This is a genomic window from Dolichospermum sp. LEGE 00246 (assembly GCF_015207865.1).
GTDB lineage: Bacteria > Cyanobacteriota > Cyanobacteriia > Cyanobacteriales > Nostocaceae > Dolichospermum > Dolichospermum heterosporum.
On record NZ_JADEWA010000010.1, the window covers coordinates 13,739 to 31,175 of the forward strand.

Annotated in this window: 13 protein-coding genes; 6 read left to right on the forward strand and 7 right to left on the reverse strand. The window is 37.4% G+C overall.

Annotated features, from left to right (window positions below; genetic code table 11):
* Positions 1-469 precede the first annotated feature (469 nt).
* Entirely contained in the window at positions 470-2,065 is a 1,596-nt protein-coding gene (locus IQ228_RS01460; protein WP_193961998.1) for a B12-binding domain-containing radical SAM protein, read from the forward strand.
* A gap of 49 nt (positions 2,066-2,114) precedes the next feature.
* On the opposite strand, the gene IQ228_RS01465 is transcribed toward IQ228_RS01460, so the two are convergent.
* The 4 genes from IQ228_RS01465 to IQ228_RS01480 all read right to left on the reverse strand — a co-directional run bounded on the left by IQ228_RS01465 (position 2,115) and on the right by IQ228_RS01480 (position 7,918).
* Entirely contained in the window at positions 2,115-3,278 is a 1,164-nt protein-coding gene (locus tag IQ228_RS01465) for a hybrid sensor histidine kinase/response regulator (protein WP_193961999.1), read from the reverse strand.
* Between the two features lie 205 nt (positions 3,279-3,483).
* Entirely contained in the window at positions 3,484-3,930 is a 447-nt protein-coding gene (locus IQ228_RS01470) for a response regulator (protein ID WP_027403448.1), read from the reverse strand.
* Positions 3,875-6,184 (reverse strand): ATP-binding protein, encoded by a 2,310-nt coding sequence (locus IQ228_RS01475; protein ID WP_027403447.1) that lies wholly within the window; start codon positions 6,182-6,184, stop codon positions 3,875-3,877. The genes IQ228_RS01470 and IQ228_RS01475 overlap by 56 nt, the downstream gene beginning before the upstream one ends.
* Positions 6,185-6,424: 240 nt before the next feature.
* Entirely contained in the window at positions 6,425-7,918 is a 1,494-nt protein-coding gene (locus IQ228_RS01480; RefSeq protein ID WP_027403446.1) for a dolichyl-phosphate-mannose--protein mannosyltransferase, read from the reverse strand.
* A 134-nt stretch (positions 7,919-8,052) separates the two neighbouring features.
* On the opposite strand from IQ228_RS01480, the gene IQ228_RS01485 reads away from it, so the two are divergent.
* The 3 genes from IQ228_RS01485 to IQ228_RS01495 all read left to right on the forward strand — a co-directional run bounded on the left by IQ228_RS01485 (position 8,053) and on the right by IQ228_RS01495 (position 10,185).
* Positions 8,053-8,457 carry a hypothetical protein gene (locus IQ228_RS01485; RefSeq protein ID WP_193962000.1) on the forward strand — a complete coding sequence of 135 codons (405 nt, stop codon included), beginning with the start codon at positions 8,053-8,055 and terminating at the stop codon, positions 8,455-8,457.
* Positions 8,458-8,492: 35 nt separating this feature from the next.
* Entirely contained in the window at positions 8,493-9,548 is a 1,056-nt protein-coding gene (locus IQ228_RS01490; protein ID WP_193962001.1) for a tellurite resistance TerB family protein, read from the forward strand.
* A 289-nt stretch (positions 9,549-9,837) separates the two neighbouring features.
* The gene (locus tag IQ228_RS01495) at positions 9,838-10,185 is read left to right on the forward strand and encodes a Rieske (2Fe-2S) protein (RefSeq protein ID WP_193962002.1); all 348 of its coding nucleotides are present in this window, start codon (positions 9,838-9,840) and stop codon (positions 10,183-10,185) included.
* Positions 10,186-10,520: 335 nt separating this feature from the next.
* On the opposite strand, the gene IQ228_RS01500 is transcribed toward IQ228_RS01495, so the two are convergent.
* Both IQ228_RS01500 and IQ228_RS01505 read right to left on the reverse strand, forming a co-directional pair.
* Entirely contained in the window at positions 10,521-11,837 is a 1,317-nt protein-coding gene (locus IQ228_RS01500; RefSeq protein WP_027403442.1) for a tellurite resistance TerB C-terminal domain-containing protein, read from the reverse strand.
* The gene (locus IQ228_RS01505) at positions 11,821-13,170 is read right to left on the reverse strand and encodes an ATP-binding protein (protein WP_193962003.1); all 1,350 of its coding nucleotides are present in this window, start codon (positions 13,168-13,170) and stop codon (positions 11,821-11,823) included. The genes IQ228_RS01500 and IQ228_RS01505 overlap by 17 nt, the downstream gene beginning before the upstream one ends.
* Before the next feature lie 642 nt (positions 13,171-13,812).
* Between IQ228_RS01505 and IQ228_RS01510 the strand changes: the two genes are divergently transcribed.
* Both IQ228_RS01510 and IQ228_RS01515 read left to right on the forward strand, forming a co-directional pair.
* Positions 13,813-15,051, forward strand: coding sequence for an aminoglycoside phosphotransferase family protein (locus IQ228_RS01510; protein WP_027403440.1), 1,239 nt, complete (start codon positions 13,813-13,815; stop codon positions 15,049-15,051).
* 186 nt (positions 15,052-15,237) lie between these two features.
* Entirely contained in the window at positions 15,238-16,317 is a 1,080-nt protein-coding gene (locus tag IQ228_RS01515; RefSeq protein WP_193962004.1) for a T3SS effector HopA1 family protein, read from the forward strand.
* A 34-nt stretch (positions 16,318-16,351) separates the two neighbouring features.
* Here the strand turns inward: IQ228_RS01515 and IQ228_RS01520 are convergent, their stop codons facing one another.
* Positions 16,352-16,909 carry a Uma2 family endonuclease gene (locus tag IQ228_RS01520; protein WP_027403438.1) on the reverse strand — a complete coding sequence of 186 codons (558 nt, stop codon included), beginning with the start codon at positions 16,907-16,909 and terminating at the stop codon, positions 16,352-16,354.
* Between the last annotated feature and the right edge of the window lie 528 nt (positions 16,910-17,437).

Here is a 17,437-nt window from a genome sequence, read left to right on the forward strand (position 1 = left end):
AATTTGTCAATAGGAAATTTTTGCGATCGCTCAAATTAGATCATTTCTGAGCAAAAACGCCAAAGGGTGTATGAAATTCTACTTTTCCCAGAACAAACTGACCTAGCTTATATTTAGATTTAATATTTTCCGAACTTGTACTATCCATAAAAAATTATCTTCACCCAAGTTGCTAGTTACTCTTATCCTACTATTAAATTACCTAAATTTTTAATAACGAACCACAGAGGCACAGAGAACACAGAGAAAAAACATGAGTAATTTTGGAATGGGAAGGAAGTATCAAGTCGAGGTTTGTACAAGTGATGATACGTAATTAGTGAGAAAATTACTGTCTTCATCCTGTAAATCCTTAAATCCTGGACATCTTGATTCTGACATTCTCACATACAACAGGCTTGAGAAAAAAGTCAATTAGTCTGAATTTTAGTTACAGTTAGATCACAAATAAATCGTGAGGGGTGATACTATGCGTGTTTTGCTAGTTTATCCAATATTTCCAAGTACATTTTGGTCTTATGAGAAAATTCTGGCGCTAGTTGACAGAAAGGTTTTGTTGCCACCATTGGGTTTGGTGACGGTAGCGGCAATTTTGCCCCAAGAGTGGGAGTTTAAGCTTGTAGATCGTAACATCCGCGCTGCTACTGAGGAAGAATGGGCATGGGCAGATATGGTGATTTTCTCCGCCATGATTGTCCAAAAACAAGACTTACTTGAGCAAATTCGGGAAGCGAAAAGACGCAGTAAGCTGGTGGCTTTGGGTGGTCCTTATCCTACCTCTACACCCCATGAAGTGGAAGCAGCAGGGGCAGATTACCTGATTCTTGATGAAGGGGAACTGACTTTACCCATGTTTGTGGAAGCTGTGCAACGGGGAGAAAAATCGGGAGTTTTCCGGGCTGCTGAAAAACCTGATGTTACCAGTACACCTATTCCCCGCTTTGATTTATTAGAGTTTAATGCCTATGATATGATGTCGGTGCAGTTTTCCCGGGGTTGTCCTTTCCAGTGCGAGTTTTGCGACATCATTGTTTTATATGGACGCAAACCCCGAACCAAAACTCCTGCACAACTGTTAGCCGAGTTGGATTATCTCTATGATTTGGGTTGGCGGCGGGGTGTGTTTATGGTGGATGATAACTTTATTGGCAACAAGCGAAATGTGAAGTTGTTGCTGAAAGAGTTAAAAGTTTGGATGGAAGAACATCAATATCCGTTCAATTTTGACACGGAAGCTTCCATTGATTTGGCACAAGACCAAGAAATGATGGAGTTGATGGTTGATTGTGGCTTTAAAGCGGTATTTTTGGGGATTGAAACCCCAGATGAAGATAGTTTACAACTAACTAAGAAGTTTCAAAATACTCGCAGTTCCTTAACTGAATCTGTAGAAACCATTATCAGAACTGGACTGCGGCCAATGGCTGGGTTTATTATTGGTTTTGATGGTGAAAAAGCGGGTGCAGGCGATCGCATTGTCCGTTTTGCTGAACTCGCAGCTATTCCTTCTACTACCTTTGCCATGTTACAGGCGTTACCCAATACTGCGTTGTGGCATCGTTTAACTAAAGAAGGCAGATTGCGAGAAAACCAAGACGGGAACATCAATCAAACCACATTGATGAATTTTATTCCTACCCGTCCTCTAGAAGAATTGGCTAGGGAATATGTGGAAGCCTTCTGTGCTTTATATGACCCGACTGCTTACTTGGATCGCACCTATCGCTGTTTTATGATGTTGGGTTCTCCCAAGTGGACAGCACCGGCAAAAACACCAGAATGGGTAGTTGTCAGGGCCTTACTCATTGTGATTTGGCGACAAGGATTTAAACGACAAACTCGCTGGAAATTCTGGCATCATTTGTTTAGCATTCTCAAGCATAATCCCAAGGTAATCGAACAATACGTTTCTACCTGCGCCCACATTGAGCATTTTATGGAATATCGGCAAATTGTCCGCGATGAAATCGAAAGTCAATTAGCTGCGTATTTAGCCCAAGGTGCGGAAAAACCTTATGTACCTGTGAAGGAAAAAGTCGCAGAAAAGGCAGAAGCGGTAGTTTAATATAATTCAATATTTTTTAGATCCCCGACTTCTCTAAGAAGTCGGGGATCTATTTTGTTATCGGCAAAGTCACTGTAAAAGTTGAACCTACTCCTACTTGACTATTAACTGTAATTTCCCCTCTGTGGGCTATAACGCACTGTTGGACGATTGTTAATCCTAGACCAGTACCAGGAATTATGCCTACATTTTCTCCCCGGTGAAATGGTTGAAATAATTTTTTTTGGTCTTTTTCGCTCATACCAATTCCCTGATCTTGAAATCTCAAAATTACGGTTTTTTCTTGTTTAATTAATTCAAATAGAACTGTACCTCCGGGAATTGAATATTTAATGGCATTATTGAGTAAATTATTGATAATATGCTTTAAGAGGGTTTCATCTCCCAGGAATTCAAAACAGTGTTCAGAACTGGTGAAAATTAGGTTCAATTGTTGTTCTTGGGCAGGTAATTGAGATTGTTCTACTAATTCAGAGCATAAGTTTTCTAAATTGAGTATGTGTGGTTGGTATGCTAGTTGTCCAGAATCAGATTTACCAATTAGTGAGGCTTCATCTACTAAATGTGATACATTTTTGATGGCAGAGCGGATGAGTTGTACATAGTCAATTTGGGAATTATTTGTCAGTTCTTTTTGATATTTTTCTAGTAATCCAGCCGCGAGAAGAATGGTGTTTAGAGGATTGCGAATATCATGGGAAAGCATAGCCATAAATTCAGATTTAAGCTGATTAATTTCTTGGGATTTTAAGAGTTCTGTGGTTTTTTCTTCGACTTGAGTTTCTAATGTTTGATTAATTTGATTTAATTGTTCTAAAAATTGTTTGCGTTCTACAGCATATCGCACAGAACGTACCAATGTATCTGGATTTACGTGCCTTTTGACTAGATAATCTTGCGCTCCTTGTCTCACTGCTTCAATGGCTAGTTCTTCATCATTTGTGTTAGTCAGAACTATGATGGGATTGCTAGGATTTTGCTGAAGTAACTGAGGAATGGAACATAATCCTTGACTATCAGGAAGGGTCAAATCTAATAAAATTACGTCGTATTTTTGGCTATTTAATTGTTTGATTCCGTCTTGAAGTCTTTGGACGTGAACTAAACCAAAATTTTGAGATTTTGTGAGTTTAATAAACTCTTGCAATAACCTGGCTTCTGCTAAGTTATCTTCAATTAAGAGGATTTTTAGTGTGGAAGTTGCGGTAATCATTTCCTGGTTTTACCTTTTGCGAGTTCTTGGTTAAATAGACTTTTATTAGATTAGTTTTCAAGGATATATTGAATGTAGTAGTATCTACTTATAGGAGATATAAAATTTACAGTAAGAGCCAGAAAGTAAAAGACTATTATTCCTAATTCTTTCTTCTTCCTGAATGGGCGCAGGCCCTGCGCCCCTATCTCCTGATTCGGTAGTTTTATTCTAATGGTAAGGTAACGGTAGAAAACCAAAATTTCTCAATACTCTGGATGATTTGGAATAACTGACTCAGGTTACGAGATTTGGTAATATAGCAATTAGCGTGTAAGTCGTAACTATGGAAAATGTCATCTTGATTTTTTGAGGTTGTTAAAATGACGACGGGAATGCGTTTGAGTTGAGGATCGGATTTAATTTCTGCTAATACCTCTCTACCATCTTTTCTGGGTAAATTTAAGTCTAATAAAATCAAGTCAGGACGTGGTGCGTTAGCATATTCTCCTTCTTGGTGGAGGTAATTCATAGCTTCTACACCGTCCCTAACTGTGATTACTTGATGAGGTAATAAACTGGTTTTTAATGCTTCTTGAATGAGACGAATATCAGCCTTATTGTCCTCCACTAAAAAGATAATTTTGTGTGTTTCTGCCATTTTGACGCTCATGATTACAACCTCTGACGGGAATTGTAAAGTAAAAAGTCGCACCCCGACCGAGTTGTGACTCTACCCAGATTCGTCCGCGATGACATTCAATTATTTTCTTACAAATAGCCAAACCTATTCCTGTACCCGGATATTTATCTCTGGTGTGTAGACGTTGAAAGATGGTAAAAATGCGATCGCTAAATTGCGGATCTAAGCCAATCCCGTTATCTTGAACTGAAAATAACCATTCATCTTCCAATCTTTTCGCACTAATATGAATCCTTGGTGGTTGACTACTGTGGAATTTGATCGCGTTACCAATGAGGTTCAAAAATAGCTGGATTAACTGTGTTTCATCAGCCATAACTGCGGGTAAGGGATCATGGGTAATAATTGCGCCGGTTTCCGCAATGCGTTGACGTAAATTCTTCAAGGTCCGATTTAAAGCTGTTTCGACTTCGGTAACTTGAAAAGTAATTCCTAATGTATCTACGTTGCAGTATGCGAGTACGTCATCAATTAAGGTCTGCATTAAAATTACACCTTCGACAACATAGCCAATAAACTCTTTTGCATCTGCGTCTAGTTCTGCTTCATAGCGCATTTCCAAAAGCTGCACATAATTGGCTACTTGATTTAATGGTTCTTGCAAATCATGGGAAGCGACATAGGCAAATTTTCTCAATTCTACATTAGAACGTTGTAAATCTTCAGCTAATTGGGCTAATTCATCAGCTTGACGGAGGATAATATTGATGATGGATTTTTGTAATTCTAATGCAGCTTTAACTTCTACATTTTGCCAGGGTAAAGATGTTAATTGAACTATTTCTTTCCATAATTCAAATGATTTACGGGGACACAAACGGACATTTCCTTCAGATTCATCAACTGAAAAAGCCTGATGGGGATTTCCACCCCAATTGACAGTTTGAATCATTTCTGGTCGAAACCATAATATATAATTTTTCCCAGAGATGGGGATAGCTAATAAACCACTCGCCACATTTTTAAAGCTAATCGCCTCTGGATAGATTTGCGGTAAAGAATCGGTGAAAAATACATCGTCTTCTCCATTGTTTCTCAGCCATTCTCCTAAGAAATTCAATTCTTCTTCTTGAGGAGTATTACCAATCAGAGTATATTTCCCACCAAAATAGATGGCTGCACCTTCAGCATTAGTTAAATTGAGCAGATTTATTTGATTTTTGACTAAACCATCAATAAAGTTCGGTTCTTGAGACATATATTCAACCAATAGTGATTGAATATGGTTTAAATTTAGCTGATAGTCGTAATCTTCAGTTTCTTCTTTGCCAGAAATTTCTGAAAATATGATTCTTCCTAAAAATTCACAAGCTTTTCGTAATTCATAGGAAACATATTTGGGTGATTGATGATGACAAGCAATTAAACCCCAAAGTTTGTGATCCTTAATTAAGGAAATTGTCAAAGATGCAGCCACGCCCATATTATGTAAATATTCTAGATGACATGGTGCAGCACTTCTGAGAATTGAATTAGTTAAATCAATGGGTTGTCCGCTAACTGGGTTAATTCTAGGGAAAAGTTCGGCTGATGATTGAATATTTGTATCGGGAATAACTCTAATAGAATTTTCTAGAAATAATTGTCGTGCTGGCTGAGGAATATCTGATTCTGGATAATGTAATCCTAAATAAGACTCTAAAGTAGCTATTTTTTCTTCAGCAATCACAGAACCATGTGCATCATCACAGAATTTATATAACATTACTCTGTCAAATCCGGTTATTTTGCGGATTTCTTGCACAATTATTTGACTAAAATCACGGAGACTTTTACTTTTTTCTAAGCGATTAATTGAGGATTTAGCTAAATGATAAAAACTCAAGAAAGGAATATTTTCTTGAGATGCTGTAGGTTCTAATTCTAAGATTAAAAATCCTTCAGAGTTACGATAGAAAGTGGCATCAAATATTGTGTATTCATCCCCTTCTTTCTTAATCCAAATTTTTGTAGGATTAATAAAATCCAGATTTTCTTCTGACAACCAAAATTTGATTTTCTGGATTTGGTAAGGATCTAGTAAATCTTCTAATTCCTGTTGCAGTATATCTTCTGGCGATATGCCAAAAGTGCTGAAAGTATTTTGACTAACTTGTAATATTTGTAAATCTGGCTCTTGTAAGACTAACAAAACCCCATGAGGCTGAATTTCACTAACCAAATGTATTGGTGCTTCTTTTAAGCTGGTGATATTAATATGCTGCTGCTTGACATTGATATCCATAAAACCCTTTCCCTATAATTTTGGAGCATAAAACCTACGGGTTTAATCTAAACTCCTCACACCTATAAAAATTCTTTTCGATTCAGTACCTGTGATAGTGGCAAAGCCCATAGTTATAGTTTCTCTTACTTAATATTCTTACACAGAAGAACTAGCTGTCACCAAATATATAGATAAGAAATGTAAAAATTTACATGATTGAAGCTACAGGATTTGTGTATATATATTAAGAAATTTCTATTAAATCCAGGAACTAAACCACATCCGCATTCTATATCCATCAGCAGAAATGGGTAAACCTAGATAAATAGGCATCCAGAAGATGAAAGCAGCAATAATGACAAAAGTTATAGTCACACCTACTGCCCGAATTTGCCGATGATAACTCAGCAGACATTGATCAACAACCCAAGCGATCGCTATAAATGTAAATACAACAGCAGACATATAATGATAGATAAAAACACACCTTGTTACCTCCACCCAAGGGAGGAGATTAGCCCCATAATTTATGACTAAAAATAAGCCAATCCAAGTATCAACGGTGAGATTTTTGGGGATAAATAACCGCTTTTTTGCGATTATCGGCATTGTAATTGTGATGATTACCATACCAATTAAAAAGATCATTGCAGCCAAGCCAAACCACCATAGAAAAGGATTCCCCATAGCATGAACATCATAAATTACTTTACCAGCACCATCAGGTAAGGGTGGTCCAAATACGGGTAAGGAATCCTTGGTACTTTGAGCAGTTTGATAATAATAAGCCATTGGTCGAGTTAATAATGGCCATTTATACCATGCAGCACAATAAGGATGAACGCTAGGACTATTACCACCTAATTGCAGATGAAAGTGTAAAATTTGTTTATGAACTTCAATAAATCCATATCTTTTATCTAGTTGGAGGTGAGGAATCCAAATCAGACTATAAATAATTGTGGGAATAATTCCTAAATAAGAACCCATTTGCCAAATATTTATTTTTGTCAGATTTTGTAAGGGTGATTTTATAGTATCCGTTGGGGAATTATTCGCAGAATTTAAGAATCGTAACCAAGAAAATAATGGACTACGAGATGGATGATCTTCATATTGCAACCAGCGAATTATCCAGGCTGCTATCCATACACCATAAGCACCCGCTAAAAACCATAAACCATTCCATTTTGTACCCATAGAAGCACCAAAACTAATGCCAGAGAGCATTAACCACAACCAACGGTTTTGTTTTTGCTGATCTAATGCCAATAATAATAACCATTGTCCGAGTAAACCAAAGATAACTATATAGACATTACTTAAAGCATAACGAGATTCTACTAAAAATAATCCATCACAAGCTGTAAAAAATCCTGCTAATAAAGCAAACCGATGACGATAACTAAATTGATAAGTTAATAAAGTCACGATTACGGGAATTAATGAACCAGTGAGCGCATTTACCCACCGATAATTCCAAGGAGATAATAAAGAATCTGTGAGACTATTGACAGTATCTCGACCAATAGGAATATATTGACTCATCCAAATCCCTAACCCAATCAGATATTGACTTAATGGTGGATGAGCATTGAAAAATGGTGTATGGGTCAGATAGTTGTTACCAAATTTAGCAAAATAAACCTCATCAAATACTAAAGTATTAAATCGGCTTAGTCCCCAAAAACGTAAGCTCAAGGAAAGTAGAAATATGCCTATTATGCCTAATCGAAACCAATTTTTTCTCATGATGTTCTTCAGGTATTTTTGCAAAAACGGGTTATATCCCCGACTTCTTAGAGAAGTCGGGGATATAGTTGTCGATCTTGTTGTCCACAAATGTAGAATAATAGCTCTAACACCTTCAGAAAACTTAATTTACTATGTCACAATTAGAGCGATTGTTAAAAATGGCAGAAGATGAACTTACGGAGTATAGCACTGATGCCCGCAAAATGGAAAAACTCCGCCGCAAGATTAGTCTATCAGTACCATTAGCAGAACAGAGGCAACTAAGAGCGACATTATTAGCTACAATACCATCTGGTAAAATTGCAGAAATTGTGGAAGAGCAAAGACAAACCGTAGCTTTGCCATTTTGGGGAATTGCTGGTTTGGGTTTGTTATTGGGTATTTCCCTGAATCAACCCATTGGCTTATTAGCAGCTATTGGGGGGACTGTAGCAGCCTTTAGGATTCAGAAATGGGGTTGGCAATTACAGGCAAATCGCCTATTATTGCGGACTTTGGAAGATATTGAAACCCGGATTTCTCAACCTAGTAATTGAGTACAAACAACAAATTAATTGAGGAGATAGAAGTTATGACAAAGTATGATTATATTTTCAAATCGAAAGAGACGATCAAAGAATCATTAAATGCACAAGAAGCGGTAGCGGCGATCGCTGTAATTACAACAATAGTTGATTCTGGCAGTGAAGACATAGATGCCGAAAGTTTAGCTGATATTCTTTGGGAGTTTGAGATATTTGATGAATACTCAGAAGAAGAAATGCTAGAAACGGTGGATAGACTCATAGAAATTGCCGGAGAGGTGGGATTAGGTTCTTTGTTTAATGCTGCTAATGCGGCGATTTCTGGTGAGGCAGTTTTAGATGGTTTTGCGGCTGGAGTGATTATGCTTTTAGATGCGGAAAATTTAATTATTCCGGCAAATAAAAAGGTTTTTCTGAAACAACTACAAATAGCTTTAGAACTGGATGATGAAGAAGCAGAAGAAATTATCCAAGAGATAATTGCCTCAGTAGAAGCTGGGGATGAGGAGGAATATGTCGAGGAAGAATATGAAGCAGTTATTTTCAATGAATCCGGTGAACAATTTTATCAATCACCTTTGGGTAACTTTATAGTTCCTATTCCTGTAAATTCTGAACAGGGAGGAACACTGCAAACTGAGGAAGGAATGGTGAGTTTTGCGGACGATACTGGGACTTTACTCAGAATTGATTATTATCCTCTCTCTCTAGAAGAAATTGATGATCTAGAATCCCAAGAAGATGAGGTATATCTACATAGAGTTTTGGTGGATAAATATGTCCCTCAAGCCATTATTTCTCATGTTCCTACGGCGGAAGTGAAACATAAAGAATATTGGCAAGATACTTTAGAAACTTATTACTATGTATTAGTAAATATGCCTCAAGGTTCAACTATATCCAAGCAAGAAACTAATGGCAATAATGGCATAAGATTAGATGCCTATAGAGGATTGCTGTCTTTTGTCAATAATGAATGTTTGTATATAGTTAGTAGTCAACGCAGCTTTTTAAATGGTGAAACATCTGGTTCTGTGAAGGAAGAGGCGAAGAAAATGAAAAAAGCTATTTTAGATTTTGTCAATACAATTGAGTTTGCCTAAATCTAAATTTCTCAATTTTAGGTACTCTTCTGGGGTCCGTCAGATTTTTGGGCGCAGGACCTGCGCCCCTACTGGCTCTGGTTATAAAAGATTTGAATTTAATGTAGGGGTAGCGCCCCCGTCCTACCCCTGTATTTGGGGCAACCACAGGGGTAGGCCCCCTACAAGATTGATGGGTTTAGTGATTTTGAAAATGTTCAATAAATTTTGCACAGGTACTTATTAGCGATCGCATAGGACACAATTGCGAGAAACTAAGAACAGGTCTATTGAAAATAAGGAGAATCTCATGGCTTGGACTCAAGTTTTAGCTGCTAACGCACTGGCTGCTGGTGCGCGGGAAGTAGTCAAAGTGGGCGATCGCAAGATATTACTCTTAAACCACGAAAATCAGCTTTATGCTGTAGATGATACCTGCCCTCACTTAAAAATGTCTTTGAAAAAAGGAAAAATTGAAGATGGGGCGATAGTTTGTCCCTTCCACCGCAGTGCATTTGACTTGGGTAATGGAGAAGTAAAAACTTGGTGTTCCTTCCCACCCGTAGTTGGTAAATTGCTGTCAATGGTTTCCTCGGAAAAAACCTTACCAACCTATCCTATTAAAGTGGAAGCAGGCAACATTTTAATTGATGTCTAAGCAGCATCATAGCAAAAGTAGGGGCGCAGGGCCTGCGCCCAGAAATCTGAATTTCACGATCAATTAATATGTGACTACCTTGTCCGGTTCTCAATTTCTCTCATTCCCATACTCTGTATGGGAATGAATTCTCAAAGGCTTTGCCTTAAATCATTTTTAGGTACAAAATCTCAATACACAAAGCCAGTTTTACTCCTGAATTCTGCTGTAAGTAGGTGAACACAATAAAACCAAACTGTGTAAAGAAACGTAAAATCGCCCAAACCCTCTTCACTCTTGCCTCTTGCCTCTTGCCTTTTGCCTTGCCATAACGACAATTTTCAACGCCAACCTACTTAACTGATTTCTGAATATTTAGTAATCATTGTTTTCACATTTAATAAATGTTCTTCAACAATTTCAGGAACTTCAGTATTGGTTTCAATAATTAATTCACCAATCGTATTACTAGCTATTTCATTAATAGCATCAATCAAAAGATTGGGCATAGTAATATTAGCTTCAGCAATTTCTTTAATAGTAGCTTTGGGGTTGTCTTGTTCCAGTATGGCTTTCAAAACCTGAATTTCATAACCGGGGAGATGGTTGAAAAAATTATTCCATTTCGCTGGTAAATTCTTGGTGTGATCAGGTTTCCCATTTATTGGATCTAATGGTTCTAATAATTCATCAAAAGGAAATAAATCTAAATTATTTTCTTCATTATCGGGCAATGTTGAGGGATTGATTGTTTCCACTTGTTGAAGTAATTCCCAAACTTGATTTTGTAATAAATCCCGTTCATCTTGTAAGACAGAAATTTGATTTTGTAGTTGATTAACTTCCGTTTTTTGTTCTAATGTCTTATTCTGTAATGATTTGAGCGTGTTTTCCAGATTATTTTTAGTTATACCTGTTTCTACTAGTAGATTATTTTGTTTAGTAATTTCCAGTTCTTGATTTTGAATTTCTATTCGTAGTTCATAAAGCTTTTCTTCTAGTTGTGGTTTAAGTCTTTCTAATAAAATTACATCATTTTCTAATTCTTTTTTCTGCTGTTTGATCGTATCAATTTGAGGTTGAATTTGGTTGATTTCAACACGGGAGGCGTGACAATTTAGTTCTAATCTTCGCTTTTCTGCAATCAAATCATTGCAACTATTATTTAGCTCTATATTACTATTCTCTAAATGTACAAATTCATTTTTAAGATTATAAATTTCGGCTTCAATTTGCTTTTTTTGAGCCGCAAATGTCCCGATATCTCGATGTAAACTATCTCTTTGACTACGACAATCTCCAATTTGGTTTTCTAACTGCTGAGTTTCTGCATACAATAAATTTCTATATTCTTCTAATTGGTGTATTTCTTTGAGGATACGCGATTTTAACCCTTCTATATCTCGAATCCGTCTTTGGAGAGAACCAATCATTTTCCACTCATCATTTCTTCGCCGTTTATCAACGAAAAATGCGGCTGTATAAGTAGCTAATACCGTAATTATTCCCGTCAAAAAGGCTCTAGAAATATCCCAATTAGGAACAAGACTTAAACCAAAACTGACACTAAAAGCGGTTATTCCTAGTACGACTCGATGACTAACTATAGTTGGTTGCATCTTACTAGGTTTTATGGTAGCCAAGTTGTTAGAATTATTAGTAATTAACGTCATTATTCCTCACATTTTCACCAAATACAGCTAAATCTGCCTTTAAAAAGTCAATAAACTGCCTTGCGGTTCTGCCAGAACGACCATTATGACGGGTTGCCCATTGTAAAGCTTTGTATTCTAAATCTTCGGGAGAAATATTGATATTTGCTGCTAGGTGCTGGACTATTTGTAAATAGGTTTTTTGATCTGCGACTTCAAAAGTTAATGTTAGACCAAAGCGATCGCTAAAAGACAACTTTTCTTGCATTGTATCCCAACCATGAACTTCATTGTTATCCTTGGGGGCTGGTCTATCAGTAAAATATTCCCGGATTAAATGGCGACGGTTAGACGTAGCATATACAACTACATTTTCCGGTCTGGCAGTTACATTTCCCTCTAAAACTACTTTCATTGCTTTAAAACTATTATCATCTTCTTCAAAGGAAAGATCATCTACAAAAATAATAAATTTCTGGGGAACACCTCGCAACAATTCGACAATTTTTGGTAAATCTGGCAATTCTGACTTAGACACTTCTATTAAGCGCAAGTTTCGATGACTATATTCATTTAATAAAGATTTAACTAAAGAAGACTTACCTGAACCACGACTACCATAGAGTAAAACGTGCAATGCAGTTTCGCCTGACAATAAGAACTCTGTGTTTTTGACTAAAGCATCTTTTTGCCACTCGTAACCCACCAATGTAGACAGTTTTACCGCATCAGGACAAGTAATACCAACTAACTGCCCACTTTGCCAACGGAAAGCCCTATATTTGGCAAATGAACCAGTTCCATATTGCTGATAATAAGCGGCTAAATCTGCTACCGCATCACCCCAATTTGCCAACAGGGGAAGAGATACCATTAAACTCGTTTCTCCTGCTAGGGTTTCCGGTTCTCGATACCAAACCACAGGAGAAATCGGTAAATGCGCCGCCATTTGTACCCACTCGCTCAAAACCGCACTATTACATTCATACAAACTTTGTAATATTTGCAAATCATGTTGCACAGCCACTACTAAAGCCGAGGGTAATTGCCTAAACTTTTCTCGTTGTGCCAATTTGCTAAAAGGATTATCCGCAGTCAGAATTTGCTGAATCAGATATTCTTCCCAGGTTTGATGACTGTTGGCTAAAGCTTGGAAATAACTACCGTAAGCCTGGAGGCAATCCCGCCCATCTGCATCAGTATAACGGATGGTTTGTAATAAATTCAGAAACGCTCTGCCTACGTCGCTGTCTAGGACAGATTGGTACAGTAAAAGAGAGGCGGCTTGGCGTTGTAAAAGTTGAACCGCTGTATAAGATATAGTATTTGCCGTCAGCATTGGTAGATGATCCATCAATCAACTGGTTAAAAGGGAACAGGTAACAGGTAACAGAAAAATCAATTGTGTAATTAATTCTGTCCCATTACTTATGTCTAATTTATATTATTCTTGCCTCTCTCCAATTCTTTCTCCTGAACTCCGAACTCCAATTCTTCCTCCGAACTCCGAACTCCGAACTCCGAACTCCGAACTCCTGACTCCTGACTCCTGACTTCTGACTCTTGTACCTACAGGAATACAAGTGTAGTCATTTATATATTATACTAGAGGGGATTGGGGACAAAAGTAAACTAATACTGATTGTCAGGATAAATTGCTAACATACATACAGGAAACATGGATCACTGACAAATGTAAGTAACCGTTGTTTTCACTTGATATGTACCAGCAATTATTTTGGCAACAGTAATGTTTGATTCAAGGTGCAAAGCTCTACTACAGATATTGTAAAGATTTTATAGTTTCTTCCGTAGACTTGAAAGTAGAAAAATAGCTAATATTGCCATTTTGGCAGGTCTTTCTGACACAAATGGGATATTAGTAGATAGTAGCAATGGTTCGTAAATTTTTTACCATTAACTTAAGAACTGCTACAGCCACCTCAATATTGACTGCGGTAATTCTTTAGCCATTTAAATAACTAGGAAATAATTCATGTTATTATCACTGTCTTCTCAAAATGTTATCCAGTATCTGCACAAGGCAGGGCTGTGTAGCGCGGAAGATGGCGCTGCATATAAATCTGTATTGCCAGAAAATAGCAAGAAAAATGGGAATTTACTGGTAATCCTGGCAGATAATCGCCAACTGCTAATTAAACAAGAACGTCACATTAATAATGGGCAAAATTGCCATGAACTCTTTAATGAGTGGCTATTCCATCAACTATTACAGCAATTTCCAGTAATTGGTAATATTGGAGCGATCGCATCATCATTGTTACATTTTGATGAAGAGAATTCTATTCTGGTGCGGAGCTACTTCAGCGAATATGTGGAGTTAGGAAAATTTTATCAACAGAGTAGTATCTTCCCCACAGCGATCGCCAGCGCGATTGGTAATACGTTAGCAGGATTACACCGAGCCACGTTTAATAAACGTGAGTATCGTGATTTTATGTCCACTGCCCCCGCAGGACAGTTTCGCTATAATTTTTACAATCCTGCTCAAGGTATACCCTCAATAAATCCAGACACATTTGGGACAATTCCCACCGAAGCACTACAATTTCATCTCCTGTATCAGCGTTACGAAAGTTTAGAATCAGCGATCGCTGACTTAGCTTATGATTGGAAACCATCTTGCTTAACTCACAATGATCTACAATTAAGCAACATTCTAGTTCATTCTCGATGGGAACAGCTAGATAACTGCTTGACAAAATTAATTGACTGGGAAGCTTGCGGTTGGGGAGATCCAGCTTTTGATTTAGGAAACTTATTAGCCAGTTATTTAGGCGTGTGGCTGTCTAGCCTAGTAGTAGATCCAACATTAGACCTAGAAGAATCTTTAAATTTAGCCATGATTCCTTTAGAAACAATACAGCCTTCTATTTTAGCTTTAATTCAGGCTTATCTTGATGCTTTCCCCATGATTTTAGAATATCATCAAGACTTCATTCTGCGAGTAATTAAGTTTGCAGGTCTAGCATTAATTCAACAAATTCAACACAGAATTGAATCCCAAAAATCCTTTGATAATAGTAATCTGTGTATGCTCGAAGTTGCTAAAAGCCTCTTAACAGTGCCAGAACAGGCAGTATTGACGATTTTTGGCATCTCCGCCGCAGAAATCCTCCAATCTGTCCCCACACTCCAGAAACTTCCTCAACCCCATAAAGAACAACAATTAGTGCGTCTTTATTACGAAAAAACTCGTCTACGCGGTTGTTAGTAATAATGATTCCATCATATTGTGAGGCTAAACAGAATCATAAAATCCATGAACTCATCCCTTCTTATCCGCGTTTATCTGCGTTTATCTGCGGTCAATTTTCTTGGAAATATTATGCCATACAGCCTCATCTAAACCTGATATTTCCCATATATTTTCCGAAAATTTGAGGTGCAAAACAAATTAATGCTTGATGACTCTACCAATCAAATTCTCAATTCATTATTCGATATTGCCAATAATATCCAGATTGAACCTAATTTTTGTATTTACCATCCCAATTATCAACCTTTTGCCTTACCCACAAATATAGCAAACAGGTTTCAACAAAACTCACCTTCTTTAAAACAGAAATATTTGAATATACTGTTGAGAAATTTCCTCTATGGTATTTATTACAACGGTTCACTACAAACAGTCTTAGCCACAAACAGTAATTGTCAATCTCAGATACATTTCCTAGAAAATAATAGTTTGGGTGTAGATGAAGAATTCTATGAACAACTACATCATCGCAATCATGGTACAGGTTATTATGAACCGAATTGGCAGATTTTGAGAATTGAACCTGATGGTAGTATGGCTGTAAATAAGGATGGATTAACCTTATATATTGAGCCAGAATGTCATCTGCAACCCCAGAAAAAGTCCCCTAAAGTGGGGGAATTAATAGCAATATGGATGCCTAAAAATCGCTTGCAAAATGGCTGTTATGTGGCAGTAAGTAATACAGCAATAGAAAATCAAGCTCCCCAAAATACTGATTTAGGAGGAGGACGAATTTATTTTCATGTGAGATCATCCGGGGCAATTGTCCTCATGGATAGCTTAACCAAAGCCTTGAATAATGTGGCAATTGCCTTTAGCTTCCAAGTTCTTTATAATCCCGCAGCATATCAGCGTTATGATGCAGGTGTGCTGCATTTTAACCGCCAAGATTACCCCACAATTCGGAATATTCTTCAAGATATTTATCAAAAACATCAAGCTTACTTTCAGCCGGAAATTCCCTTATTTACAAAATTTTTAGCACCGGGATTAGGGTTAGCCGAAGAACCAAATCAAAAATTTGCTCCTCAAGAAAGTTTTGGGATGAACCGTTGTCAAATTATTGCCAATGCGCTGTTAGAATCTTGGCAAAGGGGTAAAAATGCTTTAGAAGAAAGAATAGAATTAATTAACCAACACTTTGCCAGAAATTTGATTGATGTGCAGCATCCCTATCTTAATCCGGCTTCTGAGGATATTTATCAGCCGTTAATTTGAGGAGAAAATGATTAGTGATAAGCTATCAATCATTTTATAAATTTAACCAGCTAAATACTTCTTGAACAGTTATATCTAATTCAACCCCTGTGAGAACTGGTAAGTGATTGCTATTTTTAAGTTCCCTAACTCGGCGATCGCTATCTACTACTAAAATACTCTCATCTTCAGGATCAAGCAACCAACCTAACTCAGTACCATACTCAGCACAGTGTAGTAATTTGGCTAGGACTTGTTTATATCTCTGATCGGGAGAGAGAATTTCAATAGCCCAATCTGGATGGATTTCAAAGCGATTGGCAATGCGTCCTGATGGCAACCGAGGGATTCGCTCCCACCGAAATACGGCTATATCTGGAACGATCGCTAATCCACCAAAAACACAGCGTAGTTCTGGAAAAGCTTTGGCAATTTTTTGAGGTTTAGTAATTTGATTAATAGTTTCGCATAGATCGATCTGAAGTTGGCTATGTTCCCCTTGAGGCATTGGTTTCTGTGTGATTTGTCCATGAATAAATTCAGAAGCAGGTTCTGTTTCTGGCAATTGCAAAAATTCTGCGATAGTTGTGGGTTTAATTGCTGCAGTAGTCATAGCTTTATAAGAAGATAGGCTATACTCAACATGGTTGAAATATGGACTTTTGTAAAATTACGAAAAACCTAGATTTGTATGTAAAGCAAGAGCTTCATTGGTGTCAACTTAAGGTAAAACCCATAACCCGACTGGGAATGATAGCGTAGCGTGGCGTAAGCCATATTCCCAGTCTCATAGCAGAAGTTGTCTTTTGATGACTGAATAACTAGAAAATTTTTGAACTTGTTTAGTTTAGTAAACTTTAGCTATTAGGACTGGAACTAAAGTTCCAGGCGGGTCTGTCACCCAAACAAATAACCCATCTGTAGCTTAAGTTGACACCAATGAAGCTCTTGCTTTACTCCTACCCAGAGAATCAAATAATTAAGCCGTGTTGGGTATATATCTAAATCGGGATATTGACACTCCCCGGTCTAAAGACGCGGGGATTCTTAATCGAATAATTGTCAAGACAACTGCTCGAATAATATCCGCTTTTCAGGTATTACCTTAGATGTACGGTTCTTGCCCTGATCCTGTTTGCCA